General features: G+C 58.2%; 17 protein-coding genes, 1 rRNA gene and 1 riboswitch. Of the genes, 14 read left to right on the forward strand and 4 right to left on the reverse strand.

Going from position 1 to position 16,500, the window contains the following annotated elements; all coding sequences use genetic code 11:
* From FOI68_RS13570 to proS, 4 genes are all read left to right on the forward strand, one after another.
* Window positions 1-798, forward strand: a complete 798-nt coding sequence (locus FOI68_RS13570) for an ABC transporter permease (protein WP_029100599.1) — start codon at window positions 1-3, stop codon at window positions 796-798.
* A gap of 213 nt (window positions 799-1,011) precedes the next feature.
* Complete coding sequence (locus FOI68_RS13575; RefSeq protein WP_143863484.1) at window positions 1,012-1,476, forward strand: Abi family protein; 465 nt, start codon at window positions 1,012-1,014, stop codon at window positions 1,474-1,476.
* A gap of 271 nt (window positions 1,477-1,747) precedes the next feature.
* Window positions 1,748-1,897: riboswitch (FMN riboswitch) on the forward strand.
* A gap of 261 nt (window positions 1,898-2,158) precedes the next feature.
* Window positions 2,159-2,764, forward strand: a complete 606-nt coding sequence (locus FOI68_RS13580) for an ECF transporter S component (RefSeq protein ID WP_029100598.1) — start codon at window positions 2,159-2,161, stop codon at window positions 2,762-2,764.
* Between the two features lie 285 nt (window positions 2,765-3,049).
* Window positions 3,050-4,516, forward strand: a complete 1,467-nt coding sequence (gene proS, locus FOI68_RS13585; RefSeq protein WP_029100597.1) for a proline--tRNA ligase — start codon at window positions 3,050-3,052, stop codon at window positions 4,514-4,516.
* Between the two features lie 81 nt (window positions 4,517-4,597).
* On the opposite strand, the gene FOI68_RS13590 is transcribed toward proS, so the two are convergent.
* Together FOI68_RS13590 and FOI68_RS13595 are read right to left on the reverse strand one after the other, a co-directional pair.
* A complete protein-coding gene (locus tag FOI68_RS13590) occupies window positions 4,598-5,233 on the reverse strand; it encodes an HAD family hydrolase (protein WP_143863485.1) in 636 nt (211 codons plus the stop codon).
* 89 nt (window positions 5,234-5,322) lie between these two features.
* On the reverse strand, window positions 5,323-5,940 hold the full coding sequence (locus tag FOI68_RS13595) for a winged helix-turn-helix domain-containing protein (protein WP_029100595.1): 618 nt from the start codon (window positions 5,938-5,940) through the stop codon (window positions 5,323-5,325).
* A gap of 193 nt (window positions 5,941-6,133) precedes the next feature.
* Between FOI68_RS13595 and bcp the strand changes: the two genes are divergently transcribed.
* The 5 genes from bcp to FOI68_RS13620 all read left to right on the forward strand — a co-directional run bounded on the left by bcp (window position 6,134) and on the right by FOI68_RS13620 (window position 10,354).
* Window positions 6,134-6,604 carry a thioredoxin-dependent thiol peroxidase gene (bcp, locus tag FOI68_RS13600; RefSeq protein ID WP_029100594.1) on the forward strand — a complete coding sequence of 157 codons (471 nt, stop codon included), beginning with the start codon at window positions 6,134-6,136 and terminating at the stop codon, window positions 6,602-6,604.
* A gap of 88 nt (window positions 6,605-6,692) precedes the next feature.
* Window positions 6,693-7,745 carry a M42 family metallopeptidase gene (locus FOI68_RS13605; protein WP_035298571.1) on the forward strand — a complete coding sequence of 351 codons (1,053 nt, stop codon included), beginning with the start codon at window positions 6,693-6,695 and terminating at the stop codon, window positions 7,743-7,745.
* An 11-nt stretch (window positions 7,746-7,756) separates the two neighbouring features.
* Entirely contained in the window at window positions 7,757-8,518 is a 762-nt protein-coding gene (locus FOI68_RS13610) for a class I SAM-dependent methyltransferase (RefSeq protein ID WP_065067805.1), read from the forward strand.
* Window positions 8,519-8,587: 69 nt separating this feature from the next.
* Complete coding sequence (locus FOI68_RS13615; protein ID WP_029100591.1) at window positions 8,588-9,148, forward strand: cob(I)yrinic acid a,c-diamide adenosyltransferase; 561 nt, start codon at window positions 8,588-8,590, stop codon at window positions 9,146-9,148.
* 399 nt (window positions 9,149-9,547) lie between these two features.
* Window positions 9,548-10,354 carry a GNAT family N-acetyltransferase gene (locus FOI68_RS13620; protein WP_143863486.1) on the forward strand — a complete coding sequence of 269 codons (807 nt, stop codon included), beginning with the start codon at window positions 9,548-9,550 and terminating at the stop codon, window positions 10,352-10,354.
* Between the two features lie 42 nt (window positions 10,355-10,396).
* Here FOI68_RS13620 and FOI68_RS13625 read toward each other — a convergent pair whose 3' ends face one another.
* Window positions 10,397-11,302 (reverse strand): complex I NDUFA9 subunit family protein, encoded by a 906-nt coding sequence (locus FOI68_RS13625; RefSeq protein WP_143863487.1) that lies wholly within the window; start codon window positions 11,300-11,302, stop codon window positions 10,397-10,399.
* A gap of 145 nt (window positions 11,303-11,447) precedes the next feature.
* Here FOI68_RS13625 and nth point away from each other — a divergent pair, with 145 nt between their 5' ends.
* The 3 genes from nth (at window position 11,448) to FOI68_RS13640 (ending at window position 14,716) form a co-directional block, all read left to right on the forward strand.
* Window positions 11,448-12,149: an endonuclease III gene (gene nth, locus FOI68_RS13630; protein ID WP_035298489.1), complete on the forward strand. Its 702-nt coding sequence runs from the start codon at window positions 11,448-11,450 to the stop codon at window positions 12,147-12,149.
* 152 nt (window positions 12,150-12,301) lie between these two features.
* The gene (gene perR, locus FOI68_RS13635) at window positions 12,302-12,736 is read left to right on the forward strand and encodes a peroxide-responsive transcriptional repressor PerR (RefSeq protein ID WP_029100587.1); all 435 of its coding nucleotides are present in this window, start codon (window positions 12,302-12,304) and stop codon (window positions 12,734-12,736) included.
* Between the two features lie 249 nt (window positions 12,737-12,985).
* Window positions 12,986-14,716, forward strand: a complete 1,731-nt coding sequence (locus FOI68_RS13640; protein WP_370512127.1) for a glycosyl hydrolase family 18 protein — start codon at window positions 12,986-12,988, stop codon at window positions 14,714-14,716.
* A gap of 106 nt (window positions 14,717-14,822) precedes the next feature.
* On the opposite strand, the gene FOI68_RS13645 is transcribed toward FOI68_RS13640, so the two are convergent.
* On the reverse strand, window positions 14,823-15,197 hold the full coding sequence (locus FOI68_RS13645; protein WP_035298486.1) for a DUF2614 family zinc ribbon-containing protein: 375 nt from the start codon (window positions 15,195-15,197) through the stop codon (window positions 14,823-14,825).
* A 115-nt stretch (window positions 15,198-15,312) separates the two neighbouring features.
* On the opposite strand from FOI68_RS13645, the gene FOI68_RS13650 reads away from it, so the two are divergent.
* Both FOI68_RS13650 and FOI68_RS13655 read left to right on the forward strand, forming a co-directional pair.
* Entirely contained in the window at window positions 15,313-16,191 is an 879-nt protein-coding gene (locus tag FOI68_RS13650) for a hypothetical protein (RefSeq protein WP_143863488.1), read from the forward strand.
* Between the two features lie 245 nt (window positions 16,192-16,436).
* A 16S ribosomal RNA gene (locus FOI68_RS13655) occupies window positions 16,437-16,500 on the forward strand; the annotation flags it as partial.

Below are 16,500 nucleotides of genomic sequence, written 5' to 3' on the forward strand. Positions count from 1 at the left end.
ATGCAAAACGCGCGACACATCATCGGCGTCTTTGCCGATTACCTCGGACAGTATTTCAAGACCAGGCTGGCGTACCGGGCCGACTTTTTCGGCGACCTGGTCTCCAATCTGATCTACGAGCTGATCAATCTCGTCTTCATCATCGTCGTCTTTCAGCACGTGCCGCTGCTGAAAGACTGGACGCGGGACGAAATCATCTTTATCTACGGTTTCTTCCTGATTCCGTACGCGCTGTTTTCGATGTTTTTCAGCTTCTGGGACTTCAACGAGCGCTACATCATCCGCGGCGAGATGGACCGCATCCTGACCCGGCCGCTGCACAACCTGGCCCAGGTGTGCCTGGAATCGATGGCGCCGGACCGCATCTTCGGCGTCATCTCCGGGCTGATCATCATGGGCTACGCCGCTTTCAAGCTGGATCTGTCCTTCCACTGGTACGATCCGCTGGTGTTTGTCGTGCTGGTGATCGGCGGGGCGCTGATCTACGCCGGGGTGTACACGGCGATTGCCGCCATCAGCTTTTTCTCCGACTCGCGCACGGGCATCGCGCCGATGATCTGGAACATCCAGCAGTACGGCCGCTATCCCGTGGACGTGTACAACAAGGTGATTCGCTTCGTGCTGACGTACATCCTGCCGTTCGCCTTCGTCGGCGTCTACCCGGCCGCCTACTTTTTGCGCAAGGAGACGTGGTACACCTACGCGGCGTTCACGCCGGTCATGGGCGTGATCTTTTTCGGCATCGGGCTCGCCGTCTGGAACTGGGGCGTGCGCAAATACAGAGGAGCGGGGTCGTGACCCGCTCTTCCCTTGACAGGCAATCTTTTGTCGTTTACAATTTATTGTAACAGTACTCACCACGCGACTTGTGTTTACACAAAGCGGACCAGGGTGAGTCTTTTTGTTTCTCAGGGGAGATTTTCGTGAACGAATCGGCGTATAGGCGAGAATTAAAACCACCACTTACATACGAACAACAAGTAGAAAAAATGAAAAGCAGAAATCTGATTATTGGGGACGTTTGCGATTGAAAAGTTAAAGACGAATAATTACTACAGAATTAGTGCATACACTCTCCACTTGAAAAAAGATGACGTATTTTTACCTGGTACCACTTTTGAGCAAATTATCCGTTTGTACGATTTTGATGCCAACTTTAGAAGTATACTTTCACCGGTACTTGAACGAATTGAGATAGCTTTCAGAACACATGTTGCTTATTTGCTCGCCAATAAGTATGGAGACCCTCTAAGCTATAGAGAAAAAAATTACTTCGTAAATGAAGTATTTCACTCGAAGTTTTTAGAAGAGCTAGATCGAGAAATAGATCGATCAAAGGAGATTTTCGCCCAACACCACCGAAAAAAATACGATGGTCAATTTCCTATCTGGGCTGCCGTTGAATATGTCATTCGGAACCCTATCCAAACTGTTTGGAAATATGAAAAACGAAGACCAAAACGAAATCGCTATTAATCGGATTTCCAGATAATTGGTATGATTTGCTCAATTGTTAAAATGAACGGATGAACTGCCAGCCTCAAAATAGGGGACGGCAGTTTTTTGGTGGCTGGGGGCGGATTGCGCTCGTCACTCGTCACGCGCCTGTATCAATGTGGTAACGTTTGGCTTCAGGCAGGGAACAGCGGAGCCCCCGGTCGTTCGTCCGGCAAATGCACAGAGACACTTCTGGCATTGTCAAATGAATCGGCGACGCCGTATAATAAGCTGGTGACAACCAATACCACAATTCCTTCGGGGCAGGGTGAAATTCCCGACCGGCGGTGATCGCGCAAGGCGCGTAAGCCCGCGAGCCTCCCTGGCGGAAACGCTTGGGAGTGCAGGATCCGGTGCGAATCCGGAGCCGACAGTACAGTCTGGATGGGAGAAGGATGACGACAGTACGTACACCGCACGTGCTTGTTTGCCTGTGCGCGGGTGCGGGATGCGGGGGGTGCATGCCCGATCGGGCCCCCTTCGATTTCGCATACCTGTTTGGCGCAGTCATGGGTCGCTGTCCGCGTACGCAAGCCCTGAGGAGAAACGAATCCTCAGGGCTTTTGTTTTACGATTGGTTCGGATGGACGGCCGGGCAGGTGGGGACGTACTCGTTGCCATTCCTCATCAGAAGGAAGAAACACGTGAGGAGATGGTACAGATGAAAGTAACAGCGATGCGCTCATCGCAAGCGACCCAGCGGCTGGTGGCGATTCCCATGCTGGCGGCGGTCGCGTTTGTTCTGCAGTATCTCGAGTTTCCGGTACCGATGCTGCCGCCGTTCCTGAAGCTGGATTTCAGCACGCTGCCCGCGTTGATCGGGGGCCTGCTCTACGGACCGGTCGCCGGGGTGCTGGTGGAAGTGCTGAAAAACGCGCTGCACATGCTGTTGAAAAATACGGACGGCCTGCTGATCGGCGAGGTGGCCAACGTGGTCGCGGGCGCCAGCTTTATCCTGGCGGCCATCTATTTGCAGCGCCGGGGCATGGGGAAAAAGGGCTTTGCCGCCGGCCTTGTGCTGGGAACGGTGCTGATGACGGCGGTCATGGCGGTCGCCAACGCCTATTTCCTGCTGCCGGCCTACGCGGCTCTCTACCAGGTGCCGCTGGAGCAGCTCCTGGCCCAGTTCCAGGCGGACAGCGTCTGGTCGTTTGTCCTGTACAGCATCGTGCCGTTTAACATACTCAAAGGGGTTGTGCTCTCGCTGGCAGCGTATCCGCTGTACGTCAAGCTGTCCGGCCGGCTCAACCTCCGCGCGGCAAATTGACAATGATTTCTTGGCTTGCTATGATAGTGCCTAACCAAAGGCAATGAAAGGACCCGCAGGTACTGGCCGTGTTCCAGAGAGTCGGCCCTTGTCTGGAAGGCCGATGCACAGGCGTATCTGCTCCCCATCCTGGAGCCGCTGGCGATGAGCCATGCCGGATGCCCTGCCGTTATCGGGCGTTGAGTGGGCCGCAGCACGCCGTTGCGGTCAATCAGGGTGGTACCGCGGGTAATTCCCCCGTCCCTATTGGGATGGGGGTTTATTTTTTTACGAGGAGTGTGTCACATGGCAGACGAAAAAGCGTTTGTAAAGGAGATTACCCCGCAGTCGGAGGACTTTTCGCGCTGGTACATCGACACGATTACCAAGGCGGATCTGATGGATTACACCCCGGTCCGCGGCTGCATCGTGTTCAAGCCGGACGGCTTCGAACTGTGGGAGCGGATCCAGGCGGCGATGGACAAGCGGTTCAAGGAGACCGGCCACCGCAACGCCTATTTTCCGATGCTGATTCCCGAGTCGTTTTTCCAAAAAGAGAAGGAGCACGTGGAAGGCTTTAATCCGGAGCTGCCCTGGGTGACCGAAGCGGGCGGCGAAAAGCTGGAAGAGCGGCTCGCGCTGCGGCCGACGTCCGAGACGATCATCGGCCACATGTACAGCCAGTGGATTCAGAGCTATCGCGACCTGCCGGTGCTGATCAACCAGTGGGCCAACGTCTTCCGCTGGGAAAAGCGGACAATGCCGTTCCTGCGCACGTCCGAATTTCTCTGGCAGGAGGGGCATACCGCCCACGCCACCGAGGAGGAAGCGCGGCAGGAAACGATGCAGATGCTGGACATCTACAGCGAGGTGGTCGAACAGGAGCTGGCCATTCCCGTCTGGAAAGGGCAGAAGACGCCGACCGAACGCTTTGCCGGCGCGGTCGACACGTATTCCATCGAAGCGATGATGAAGGACGGCAAAGCCGTTCAGGCCGGCACCTCGCACTACCTGGGCGAGAACTTTGCCAGAGGCTTTGACATCAAGTTTCTCGACAGGGACAATCAGTTCAAGTACGTTCATACCACCTCGTGGGGGACGTCCACCCGCCTGATCGGTTCGATGATCATGGTCCACGGCGACGACCGCGGGCTGGCGCTGCCGCCGCGCGTGGCTCCGACCCAGGTCGTGATGATCCCGGTCGGTCCGGTCAAGCTGCGGGAAAAGGTGATGGAGAAGTTCGATCCGCTGTTCGACGCCCTGAAAGCGGCGGGCGTGAGGGTGAAGGCGGACCTGCGCGAAGAGACGCCGGGCTGGAAGTTCAACGAGTGGGAAATGCGCGGCGTGCCGATTCGCCTGGAGATCGGTCCGCGCGATGTGGACAACGGACAGGTGGTCCTGGCCCGTCGCGATACCGGCGAGAAGGTGACGGTCTCCCTGGACCGGGCGGTGGAAGCGGTCGCCGACCTGCTGGAAGAGATTCAGCGGAACATGTTTGAAAAGGCGCTGGCGTTCCGAACCGCCCACTCCCATCTGGACATCGACACCCTCGATGCGCTGAAGGCGCACATCGCCAAGGCGGAAAGCGAAAAAAGCATCGCCGGCTGGGTGCTGGCCGGCTGGTGCGGCGACGACGCCTGCGAAGCGAAAGTGAAGGAGGAGACCAAGTTCACCTCCCGCAACATTCCGTTTGAGCCGCCGACAGTCAAGCATACCTGCATCGCCTGCGGCGGGGAAGCCAAGCATACCGTCTGGTTCGCCCGCGCCTATTAAACCGCGCTTCGGCTGGCGGGGCGAAAACAAAAGGGGCACCCGCGCATATCGGGTGCCCGCTTTTCGTTACTGCGGCTTTCGCTACCCCAGGACCCAATCGGCAAAGGCCCCGGGGTCGGTAAACAAGTAATCCGGTTCGGGCTGGAAACGGCCCGCTTTTTGTGTGACAGGCAGCCAGTCGACGCCGACCGTGACCAGGGCGGCGGCCCGACCCGCAAGAACGTCAGCGTCGCTGTCCCCCACGTACAGCGTCTGTTCGGCGCGTGCTCCCAGCCGTTCCATCGCGGCCAGAATGCCTTCGGGGTCGGGTTTTGGCCTGGACACGTCGTCTCCGGTGATCACCACGTCAAAGTAGCGGGCCAGCCCCCACGCCTGAAGGGAAATGTCGGCGCTGCGCCGCCCTTTTCCGGTGACAATGCCCATGACGATGCCGGCCTCGCGCAGTCGGTCCAGCATCAGCGCGATCTCCGCCGGATTGTGCACGTGCCGGTGCCCTTCCGCGTAGACCCGAAAAAAGTGGTCGAGAGCCTGTTCCACCTGGTCTGGCGGGATCATCGCCTGCAGGATGCCGGTCTCCGTCGGTCCGAACATGGCGACGATCTCCTCGTCCGCGTAGCGGCGGTGGAGAAACTGCTGAAACGTCGAGCGAAACGCTGTGAAAATCAGCGGCAGCGTATCCGCGACGGTGCCGTCAAAATCAAACAGGATGGTGCGCATCGCAAGCCTCCCTTGCACGAAACATGGCGAAAACCATCGCGCGGGATGGTTTTCGTGTGTCAGTCATTCCTATGCGTCAGGCGGAGCCGTTATTCGTCGCTGTCCTCAAACGCGTCGCCCTCGTCTTCGGCCGGATCGGGGGGCGTCAGCGGAAACAGCACGTCAAAGAACTTGAACTTGCGGCGGCCGTTTTCGTTTTTCAGCCCCTTGTACTTTTGCAGCAGTTCGCTGATCTCGTCCACCAGTTGATTCCGTTCTTCTTGATTTAAATAAAATTCAGTTAAATTAAATGCGAACGTGTCCTTGTACTCTTTGCGCACGTCCACATCGCTCGCCACAAACCGGTTGAGCGTCCGCATCAAATCCCGCTCCGTGGTGCGGAACGGCGTAAACATGATGTCGCTCAACTGCTGCGCGTTTTCTTCGATCATCAACTGCAGCTTGACCTGGATCACCTTGGCCACCGGCTGATAGTACTTCTCCACAATCGAGCCTTTGACCCGGGTGTCCACCTGTTCCAAGAGACCGACGCGGACCAGCTCCTTCACGTGGTAATGCAGGCGGGCGGCGTTTTCGCCCAGCTCGGTCGCGATCTGCTTCGCCGTGCGCGGCTCCAGGTCTTCAAACAGTTCCAAAATTTTTACACGCTCCGGTATGGCAAGAGATTTAAGGGCTTCCGGTTCGGTTACCTGAAAAAACTCTTTCATGATCGATTCACCATCCAGCAACTACGCCAAATTTTTTATAATTCTTTATTCTTTACGAATTTACTATCCATTCATTCTATCGTTTTCTCTCCAAAAGCGCAACGTGTAAGCGGATGAAGTGGTCTGCCGCTTTGTGGTAAAATGAGACAGGTACGTCAAGCAGAAAATCGAAGCGGAAAGTAGGGATCCAACGATGGTAGCAGTGGGACAAGCGGCGCCTGATTTTACCCTGCAGGCGAACAGCAACCGGACGATTTCTCTCCAGGATTTTCGCGGCCAATACGTGGTGCTGTACTTTTATCCCAAGGACATGACCCCAGGCTGCACGACGGAAGCGTGCGATTTTCGCGACTATCACCCGGAGTTTGCCAAGCTGAACACGGTCGTGCTCGGCATCAGCCCCGACGATGTCAAATCGCATGACAAGTTTGCCGCCAAGCACGAGCTGCCGTTTCCGCTGCTGGCCGACCCGGATCATCAGGTGGCGGAGGCGTACGGCGTCTGGGTGCTGAAAAAGATGTACGGACGGGAATACATGGGCATTGAACGCTCCACGTTTCTCATCGACCCGGAAGGCACGATCGTCAAGGCGTGGCCCAAGGTAAAGGTGAAGGGGCACGTCGAGGAAGTGCTGCAAACGATCAGGGAACTGCAGCAGCAATAGGAACAGCCTTCTGTCGGGCTCACTCGGCGAGGAAGGTTCTTTTACGAGGATGCTGCAGCAAATGACGCAAGCGATTGGGGGAAACACAATGACCGTATCGACCGACTACATGGTGGAGATGTTTTGCCGTCTGGCCAACACGCCCAGTCCTTCCGGCAATACCGCCAAAGTGATGGCCCTGGTCGAAGAAGAACTGACCCGATTGGGCATCGGCTATGTGCGCACCAACAAGGGAGCGGTGCTGGCTACCCTGCCCGGCAGCAACGACGACAAGCAGCGGCTGCTGACGGCCCACGTGGACACGCTGGGCGCGATGGTGAAGGAGATCAAGGAGAACGGCCGGCTGAAACTGGCCCTGATCGGCGGTTTCGAGTGGAACGCGGTGGAGGGCGAGCACTGCATGGTCGAGACGGACAGCGGCCGGATCATTACCGGCACGATCCTCTCGACAAAGGCGTCGGTCCATGTCTACGGCCGGGAAGCGGGCAAAATGGAGCGCACCGAGCATAACATGGAAGTGCGGCTGGACGAAAAGGTAAACAGCAGGGAAGACGTGCTGGCGCTGGGCATTCGCGTCGGCGACTTCGTTTCGTTTGACCCGCGGGTGACCGTTACCGAGAGCGGGTTTATCAAATCCCGCCACATCGACGACAAGGCCAGCGTGGCCATTCTGTTCGGCGTGCTGAAACACCTGCGGGAGAGCGGAGCCACGCTGCCGTACACGACCCATTTCCTCATCAGCAACAACGAGGAGATCGGCTACGGCGGCAACGCCAGCGTGCCGGAACGGGTGGTGGAGTATCTGGCGGTGGACATGGGTGCGATCGGCGACGGCCAGACCACGGACGAATACTGCGTCTCCATCTGCGCCAAAGACTCGTCCGGCCCGTACCACTACGGACTGCGCAAACACCTGGTGAAGCTGGCCGAGGAGCATGGGTTGAACTACCAGGTGGACATTTACCCGTACTACGGCTCCGACGCCAGCGCCGCGCTCCGGGCCGGATACGACATCGTGCACGGATTGATCGGGCCCGGCGTGGACGCGTCCCACTCCCACGAGCGGACGCACAAGGAGGCCCTGGAAAACACGGCCAAGCTGGTGCTGGCCTACCTCCATTCGGAAGTCATGCAGGCGTAGGTGAAGAGATCATGAGCGACATGTATCGTTGGGCGGAGTATTACGATGTGACGCAGCGCGGCCTGCCGGGAGACGTCGAATTTTACCTGGAGATGGCCCGCGCTGCCGGAGGTGAGGTACTGGATCTCGCCTGCGGTACCGGACGCATCGCCATTCCGCTGGCAGAGGCGGGGGTGAGCGTCACCGGGCTGGACCTGTCGGCCGAGATGCTGGAGCGGGCCCGGAAAAAGGCGGACGAGCGCGGAGTGTCGGGACAGCTTTCGTTTGTGCAGGGAGACATGCGGGCGTTTGATCTGGGCAAAACCTTTTCGCTGGTGATGATTCCATTTCGCTCGTTTTTGCACCTGCTGCACATCCACGAGCAGATGAAGGCCCTCTCCTGCATCCGCCGTCACCTGGCGCCGGGCGGGAAGTTCGTGATGAACGTGTTCGTCCCGAAAATCGCCCATCTCTACGAGGAGAGCGAAAAAATGTCCCTGCGCGGAACCTACCGGCTGGATTCGGGCGAAGAGATCGCGATGTGGGATTACACCCGCTACGACCACTTTCAGCAGTTGGCCGAGGTGACCCGGACCTACGAGCGGATCTCCCCGGAAGGAGTGGTGACGGAGCGGGTGACGGGCCGCTTTACGCTGCGCTACATCTTTCCGGCGGAGCTGCACCACCTGCTGCGGCTCAACGGGTTGAAAGTGACGCAGCGGTTCGGCTCGTTTGCCAAGGCGCCGTTTGACGCCGCCAGCACCGAGCTGATTGTGGTGGCCGAAGCCATGTAAACCGGCGGCGCGTCGAGAAGCAGCGTGTTGTCGATTTCCAGGGAAATAACGGGAATGGGGGGGCTGTTTGTGAAAATCTATACCAAATCGGGCGACAAAGGGGAAACGTCCCTGGTATCCGGCGTGCGCGTTCCCAAGCACGCCGACCGGGTGGAGGCGTACGGCACGTGCGACGAGGCCAACTCCGCCATCGGGCTGGCTCTGTCGCTGCTGCCTGACGGGGAAGCCTGGAACGAATTGCGGGGCGTTTTTCACGTCGTGCAGACCAAGCTCTTTCACATCGGAGCGGAGCTGGCGACGCCGGAAGGAAAACCGGTGGGCTGGCCGATCCGCGACGAGGATGTTCAGTTTTTGGAAGAAGAGATCGACAAACTGGACGCGACCCTGCCGCCGCTCTCCAACTTTATCCTGCCCGGCGGCCACCCCGCTGCGGCCGCTTTTCACGTGGCGCGGACGGTGGTGAGGAGAGCGGAGCGCAAGGCGGTGCTGGTCAGCCGTCAGGAGCAGGTGAACGGCGCGGTGGTCAAGTATTTGAACCGTCTCTCCGATTACCTGTTTGTCGTCGCCCGCTGGGTCAACCGGGAAACGGGCCGGGCGGAGCAGCATCTGCACGAACAGGGAACGGACTGACCGCGTAGCAAGGGCATCAGCAGAAGGTAGGAGGCAGGAGGCCAGTCAGCACCCGAGCAGCTTGTTTGCCGTGAGTGCCAAGGCCCGGTCGCCGGCCGCTGGTTGAACAGGAGCGGCCGGTCCGGCCATGCCCCTGAACAGATAGGGAGCAATCCGGGCAAAGGCAGGATCACGAGGTTCCAACTTGCCGAGCAAAAAAATCTTAATTTTTTAAAATTTTTATCTACTCGCGAGGAATATGCCGTCGAACCGGCGGACGTTTAGACGACCGAACCCTTGACGGTAGTCTCGCTGCTTACGCTGAGCACAACCTGGAGACGGAGCGCGTCGCAGCCAATCGGCCATCTACTGCGCCGTGTCCGCCGTTTTCCCATCATGAAAGAAGGAAGGTGACCCAGAGTGGCTGTCCTCTCTCAGGCTGAAATCCTGTCGATTGCGGAACACACGGACATCGCGTACAAGCGGGCGTTCTCCCGAATGGAGGCCCGTTCCTGGGGGCTGCTGTTTGTCAACGAAGAAAATCCCATGCACTACGATGCCAATCACGCCCATGTGTCCCGACCGGTCGCCGGGGAAGCCGAAGCGGAAGCGATTGTCCACGAGACCACCGCGTTTTTTTCGCAGCGCGGCATCGTTCCCCGCTTGTACGTGTACGCGCCGGAGGACAAGCAGCCGCTGATTTCGGTGTTGGAGCGGCACGGCTTTCAGACGGAATCGCTGCCTGCGCCCATGCAGTTGTGGCAGGGGGTCTTGGCTGACGTGCGGCCGATGGAAGGGATTGCGATCGAACCGGTGACGGCGGCCAATTACGACGACTGCCTCATAGTCGAGTCGATTCCGGAGCTGGGCGGCCGCGACGTCAGGGAGAAGGCGTTTGCCATGGAGTTTGCCCATCCCGATTTTGCGCATTACCTGCTGCGTGTCGACGGCGAACCGGCCAGCTCGCTGTGCCTGCTTCGCGCCGGGGAGTACATGCGGGTGGAAAACGTGGCTACCCTGCCTGCATTCCGCGGCCGCGGCTTGATCGGCCATCTGCTGCGCCATGCCCAGGAACGGTTTTTGGAGACGGGCGGTGCCCGGCTTTTGGTCTTCCCGATCAATGAGCGCGTGGAGCGCGTTTACCGCCGGTACGGCTTCGCTGCCGTTGGCGAGGTTCGGACCCTGCACGCGTACCGCGGCGGCAAAGGCATCCGGGAGATTCGCTGAAAAACAGAACAACCCCTGATGCGTGATCGGGGGTTGTTCTGGTCATCGGACATACTGGGCAATTCCTTGGCGAAACGGGATCTTGGGCGTGTCAAACGCGCTGTACAGGGCTTCCGTGTCGGAGCAGGCGTTGCCCTCGAGAAGCATGGTGAGCTGCGTATGGGTAATCGGGAAAAAGGAGAAGCCTTCCATCAGCGTGACAACCGGCTTCATCAGCCCCACCGGGATGTGCAGCTTGCGGACGTGCCGCTTGCCGATCACCTCTCCGATGGCGTCCAAAATCTCGCCGTAGCTGAGAGGCGCGGGACCTCCCACTTCAAACGTTTGGCCAGTGACGCTCTCCCGCGTCAGCGCCTGTTCAAAGACGTCGGATACCGTCTCGCGGGCGACGGGCTGCAGCGGGTAGGAACCGTCGCCGATGACGGGGGTGACGGGAAGCCTGACCAAATGGGCCAGCATGTTCACAAACTCGTCTCCCGGCCCGAAGATGACCGACGGGCGAAAGATCACGTACGGGATGCCGCTCGCTTTGACCAGTTCTTCGGCTTCGTGCTTGGTCCGGTGATAGGCGCTGGCGGCACCGGCTCGCGCTCCCAGCGCACTCATCTGGACGAAGCGGCGGACGCCGGCCTGTGCGGCCGCCTGCAGCACATTTCGCGTACCCTCGACGTGGATGCGGGAAAACGTCACGCCCTTTTGCGGCTGTTCCCGGATAATGCCGACCAGATGGATCACCGCTTCAGAGCCTTCCATCGCCCGCCGAAGCGAATCCAGGTCGAACAAGTCTCCCGGCGCCGGAGTGACCTGCGCTGTGTGCAACTCGGCCCGCGCGAGCTTCGCCTCCGAACCGGGACGGACCTGACAGGTGACCTCGTGGCCGGCTGCCGTCAGCCTGGACAGCACGCCTTTTCCCACAAAACCGGTGGCACCCGTGAGAAATACCTTCACCCGCATCACCTTCCCCGTGTAACATTCTTCCAATGGTATTCTACACCGGGTTGGTCCGGCCCTGCCATCGACTGCCGCGTTTTTCTAAGGACAGGATGACGGGTTGACGGCGGACGTATAATGAAGAGGAAAGGGGGACATACCAATGGCGCAACGAAAAGTACCTGTCGACCAAATTCTCGATACCCTCTATCAGATGTACCCGGACGCTCACTGCGAGCTGAACTACACAACGCCGTTCGAACTCTTGATCGCCACGATTCTCTCGGCGCAGTGCACGGACAAACGGGTAAACGAAATCACCGGCCCCCTGTTCCAAAAGTTCAACAAGCCGGAGCATTTCATCCATTTGACGCAGGAAGAGCTGGAAGAGCATATAAAAGGGCTGGGTTTGTATAAAAATAAGAGCAAAAACATCCTGGAGACCTGCCGCATCCTCTACGAGAAGTACAACGGCGAAGTGCCGCAAACCCATGCGGAGCTGGAGGCGCTGCCGGGCGTCGGGCGCAAGACGGCCAACGTCGTCCTCTCCAACGCGTTTGGCGTGCCGGCCATCGCAGTCGATACGCACGTCTTCCGCGTGGCCAACCGGCTGGGTCTGGCGAAAAGCGACAACGTGGACGAAGTGGAGCGGCAGTTGATGAAGCGGATTCCGCGGGAGAAGTGGTCCGACGCCCATCACTGGCTGATCTGGCACGGACGTCGGGTGTGCGCCGCGCGCAATCCTCAGTGCGGCTCCTGTCCGCTGCGGGAGATGTGCAGGTATGCCCAGACAGAGGCGAAGAAATCGCGGTCAACATCCACGGCAGCGAAAAAGAAAACGGAAAAGCGGACCGCGGCCAAATGATGGACGGAGGCCCCTCACATTCCCTTTTTCAGCGGAATGGATATTGACAGCTTTCGCCGACTAGACGTACACTTATTTAAAGTAATTCTAATCAATCACAAACAAGAAACGCTTGTTCGTTTGTCTTGCGAAAGACTGTGGGGTGTAACACAATGTCACAGCGAGTGGAAAAAGCTGTTGAAATCCTGAAAAATACCGGGGTACGTATGACACCTCAGCGTCATGCCATCCTCTCCTATCTGTTGGACAGTATGACGCATCCGACGGCTGACGAGATATACAAGGCTCTGGAGGGCAAGTTTCCCAACATGAGCGTGGCGACGGTTTACAACAATCTGCGCGTGTTCAAGGAGGCGGGCCTGGTTCGCGAGCTGACCTACGGGGACGCGTCCAGCCGCTTTGACGCCAACGTGGAGGAAGACCATTACCACGCCATCTGTACGGAGTGCGGAGCCATCCGCGATTTCCACTTCCCGTACCTGCGGGACGTGGAGGAATCGGCGGCCGAGTCGGTCGGGTTCCGCGTGACCGGGCACCGCATGGAGATCTACGGCGTTTGCGAAGAGTGCCAAAAGAAAACCCATTGAGCGGCGTGCGCCCCGGATCAACACCTTCTGCTTCAACCGGCTGTTCCTGTTGGAGAGAAGGTGTTTTTTTCTGCCGGTGTAACCTTTTTTCGTCTGCTTCGTCTTTCTGGAAGGGAACGGTTTCCCAACATGTTCCTGCAGACGAAAGGTTGTGAATCGACCGACAATGCCATATGATCAAAAAAGTGGAAACTACCGGGTTGCCGGTCTCTTTTGGGCCGGCGGACCGTGTGCAAGGAGAGCGAATCTGTGAGTCTGGAAGTGGGAATGGCCCCTCGCCCTCGATTCAAGCGCCAGCGAAAGCGCGTGACCCCGATGCTTCTGCTGCTGGTGGCAATCGCCGCCGCGGCGTACTGGTATTTGATGGTCAAACCGTCCAATGAACACGTCGAGCCGTACGGAGGCAGCCGGCAGGCGATCGTTTGGCAGGGCAGCCTGTACGACAAGCCGTATCTGCTGGAAGCGGAGCAGGTGCTGCTGCCGTTTGAATTTCTCAAGGAACATCTTGATCCCACGATCTATTGGGACGAGCCGACCCGATCAGTGATCGTGACCACCAGGGACAAGGTGCTGCGCATGCAGAGCGGGGAACTGGTCGCGCACCTGAACAAACGGCCGGTTTCCCTGCAGGTGCCCGTCAAGGAAGTGAACGGCACCCGCTACATTCCGCTCGAGCCTCTGGAAAAACTGTACCGCTACTCGTTCAGCCGCAATCCCGACACCGGGGTGCTGCGGGTGGAAAAGGAAGGATACGCCGTGCAGCAGGGGAGCGTCGTCAGCGGGGACGATCCGGTGCGCCTGCGCCTGGAGGCGACGCACCGTTCCCCCTATGTGGCCGAGCTGCCCAATGGCGAGGCCGTCGATATTTTGGGCGAAACGGATAAGTGGTACCGCGTTCTGTCCTCCAAGGGGATCGCCGGCTACCTGCCGAGAGAGGCGGTATCGCTGACCGAGGTGCGCAAGGTCAGTCTCGACCAGCCGGTCCGGGAGCAGCCGACCGTGTGGAAGCCGTTGGGGAAAAAGATCAGCATGACCTGGGAACACGTGGTCAACCGCAATCCCGACGTCGCGAAAATTGGCCCCATGCCGGGCGTGAACGTCGTCTCCCCCACCTGGTTTGAGCTGAAGGACGGCAAAGGCACGCTGCTCAACAAGGCGGATCCCGGTTACGTGCAGTGGGCCCACAAGCGCGGATACCAGGTCTGGGGAGTGGTGACGAACGGGTTCAACCCCGACTGGACCCAGGCCGTGTTGGGCAGCTACGACAACCGGGAAAACCTGATTGCGCAGATCGTGCACTACGCTCATCTGTACGATCTGGACGGCATCAACATCGATTTCGAAAACGTCTATGTGGAGGACAAGGAGCGGCTCGTCCAATTCGTCCGCGAGATGACTCCGTACCTGCACGAGCTGGGACTGACCGTGTCCATGGACGTCACGATCAAATCGGACAGCGACAGATGGTCCCGTTTTTACGACCGGGCGGCACTGGCCGAGGTCGTGGACTACATCGCGGTGATGACTTATGACGAGCACTGGGCGTCCAGTCCGAAAGCGGGCTCCGTCGCTTCCCTGCCGTGGACGGAGAGAGGGCTGCAGGGCGTTCTGGAAGAGGTGCCGGCCGAGAAGCTGCTGCTGGGTGTGCCGTTTTACACCCGGTTGTGGAAAGAAGTGAAGCAGCCGGACGGCAGCGTCAAGGTCACATCCAAAGCGCTGTCGATGGCCGGGGCCGCGGAATGGATGCGGGAGCGCAAGCTGACTCCCGCGCTTGACGAAGACGCGGGACAATTGTTTGTCCGCTATGAGGACCCTGCCGACGGAGCCGTCTACAAGATGTGGCTGGAAGACGTCACGTCCATGCAAAAGCGGGTCGCACTCGTGCACAAGTACAATCTGGCCGGCGTAGCCTCATGGCGGCGCGGCTTCGAACAGCCCGAGATCTGGAAGGCGATCGATGACGGGCTGAATCGAAAGTAAACGCCGTTTTTTCCGGCCGCGACTTTCCGGCCGCGACGACGTTTGACCGGAGAAAAAAATCCACCTTGCGCCAATCGGCCGCAGGTGGATTTTTTGTCGTTTCCCGTCAGGTCTGGTTTTGCTGCGGCTGTTCGTCCTCCAGCCGGAGAGGCTGCCCGCAAAACATACAGGCGTCTTCTTTTCCCAGCATTTTCGTCACTTTTTTGCACGAGGGGCATTCCACTTGAGGAGCGGACATGGACACCATGCCGGAAATCATGAACAGGACGGTGCTGCCCATCGTCAGCAAAAAGCCGATGGTCAACAGGAGCGTCATAAAGGCGTAGGAACCCTTCAACCATGTGCCAAGGAACGGAATAAAGTCCAGGTAACCGGCAAAAAACGCATACCCGGAATACATCAGCAGGATGCCGATCCCCATGCTCCAGTTGCCCCAGGTACGCATGCGCTTGATCTTGCTCAGGCGGTCAGTTTTCTTCATTATCATTCCTCCTGTTCCCAGTATAGCATAGAAAGGTTTTGTCTGTTGACAAGCAGGAAACGGACAAGCCTTGTAGAATCCATAAGTTCAAACTGCGGGAGAGGAGGGGAAAAAAGTGAATGAGAGGTCGCCGGCTGAAGACTGCCAGGCTCATCTGAAACTGCTGCAACGGCGGCGGGACGTTCAAGCGGTGCTGGTGATGCCGGACCATTTGAAAATCCCCCCGTTTCAGGCGGAGCCCCTGTACCTCCTCGTGATCACGCAGGCTGCAGGAAACGGGAGCGTCAAACAGTACCGGCTGTCTGACCGGATGGTGGTTGAGCGGCACATCAGCGCCTGGGAGCTGGAAAAGAGCGCGGTTCACGGTCTGGGTGAGCAGATGGCCGCCTGGATGGAGCGGGCGGAATTGGTCTGGGCCAAGGACGACCGTACGAAACAGTTGATTCAGCGGTTGAGGCGGTTGTCCGACTCGCTGCAAAAGCGGATGCTGTGCAGGGAATACTCGCGCATGCTCCGCCATTTTCAGGAAACCAAAGACTTTCTCCAGTTGGGCATGCCGCTGGACGCCTATCTGGCGTTGATCAAGACGCTGCACGCCTGGGCGAGATGGATTGCGTTCGCGGAGGGCGAACAGCCGGCTCCGGAGCTCTGGACGCAGGTCAAACGGTTGGACCCCGCTGTCTGCAAGCTGTACGAAGAGCTGGTGGTCAATGATGAAGCGCTGGACAAGCGCATGGAGCTGCTGCTCTTGCCGATCGAGTTTTTCCTTTCCTCGAAATTGAGGGAATCGGTTCGCTTTCTCCTGGAGATCATGGGGAGCAAGCAGGGGGCGTGGACGTTGGCGGAGCTGCTGGAACATCCGCTGATCGCCAACAGCGGGATGGAGCTGGAGATCCTGCTGGAGAAGCTGGTCCAGCGTTCGCTCGTGCTGGAAGTCCCTTGCGGCAGCAAGGACGGTTTGGGCAGTGAAATCGGCTATCTTTCATTGAAGTAAATTTTTTTAAATGCTATTGACTTGTTTGTTTTGTTTGTGCTATATTAACAATCGTCGCTGCTGAACCAAGCAAAACGGCGACGCTGAAAAAAATACCACTTGATTTTCGAGTAAACGATGTGGTAAATTAAAAAAGTCGCCTCCGGGCGGCTGACCAATCTGAAATGCTCCTTGAAAACTGAACAGCGAAAGCGTTGAACGAGCCTAGCAATTCTTTTTCTTGAAGCTAATGATTCAACTCAACTTTATTGGAGAGTTTGATCCTGGCTCAGGACGAACGCTGGCGGCGTGCCTAATACATGCAAGTCG

Source organism: Brevibacillus sp. LEMMJ03, assembly GCF_007197875.1.
Taxonomy (GTDB): domain Bacteria; phylum Bacillota; class Bacilli; order Brevibacillales; family Brevibacillaceae; genus Brevibacillus; species Brevibacillus thermoruber.

Coding starts and splice junctions, on each gene's coding strand:
- FOI68_RS13570 (WP_029100599.1), top strand. CDS start 1: ATGCAAAACGCGCGACACATCATCGGCGTCTTTGCCGATTACCTCGGA.
- FOI68_RS13580 (WP_029100598.1), top strand. CDS start 2,159: ATGAAAGTAACAGCGATGCGCTCATCGCAAGCGACCCAGCGGCTGGTG.
- proS (WP_029100597.1), top strand. CDS start 3,050: ATGGCAGACGAAAAAGCGTTTGTAAAGGAGATTACCCCGCAGTCGGAG.
- FOI68_RS13590 (WP_143863485.1), bottom strand. CDS start 5,233: ATGCGCACCATCCTGTTTGATTTTGACGGCACCGTCGCGGATACGCTG.
- FOI68_RS13595 (WP_029100595.1), bottom strand. CDS start 5,940: ATGAAAGAGTTTTTTCAGGTAACCGAACCGGAAGCCCTTAAATCTCTT.
- bcp (WP_029100594.1), top strand. CDS start 6,134: ATGGTAGCAGTGGGACAAGCGGCGCCTGATTTTACCCTGCAGGCGAAC.
- FOI68_RS13605 (WP_035298571.1), top strand. CDS start 6,693: ATGACCGTATCGACCGACTACATGGTGGAGATGTTTTGCCGTCTGGCC.
- FOI68_RS13610 (WP_065067805.1), top strand. CDS start 7,757: ATGAGCGACATGTATCGTTGGGCGGAGTATTACGATGTGACGCAGCGC.
- nth (WP_035298489.1), top strand. CDS start 11,448: ATGGCGCAACGAAAAGTACCTGTCGACCAAATTCTCGATACCCTCTAT.
- perR (WP_029100587.1), top strand. CDS start 12,302: ATGTCACAGCGAGTGGAAAAAGCTGTTGAAATCCTGAAAAATACCGGG.
- FOI68_RS13645 (WP_035298486.1), bottom strand. CDS start 15,197: ATGAAGAAAACTGACCGCCTGAGCAAGATCAAGCGCATGCGTACCTGG.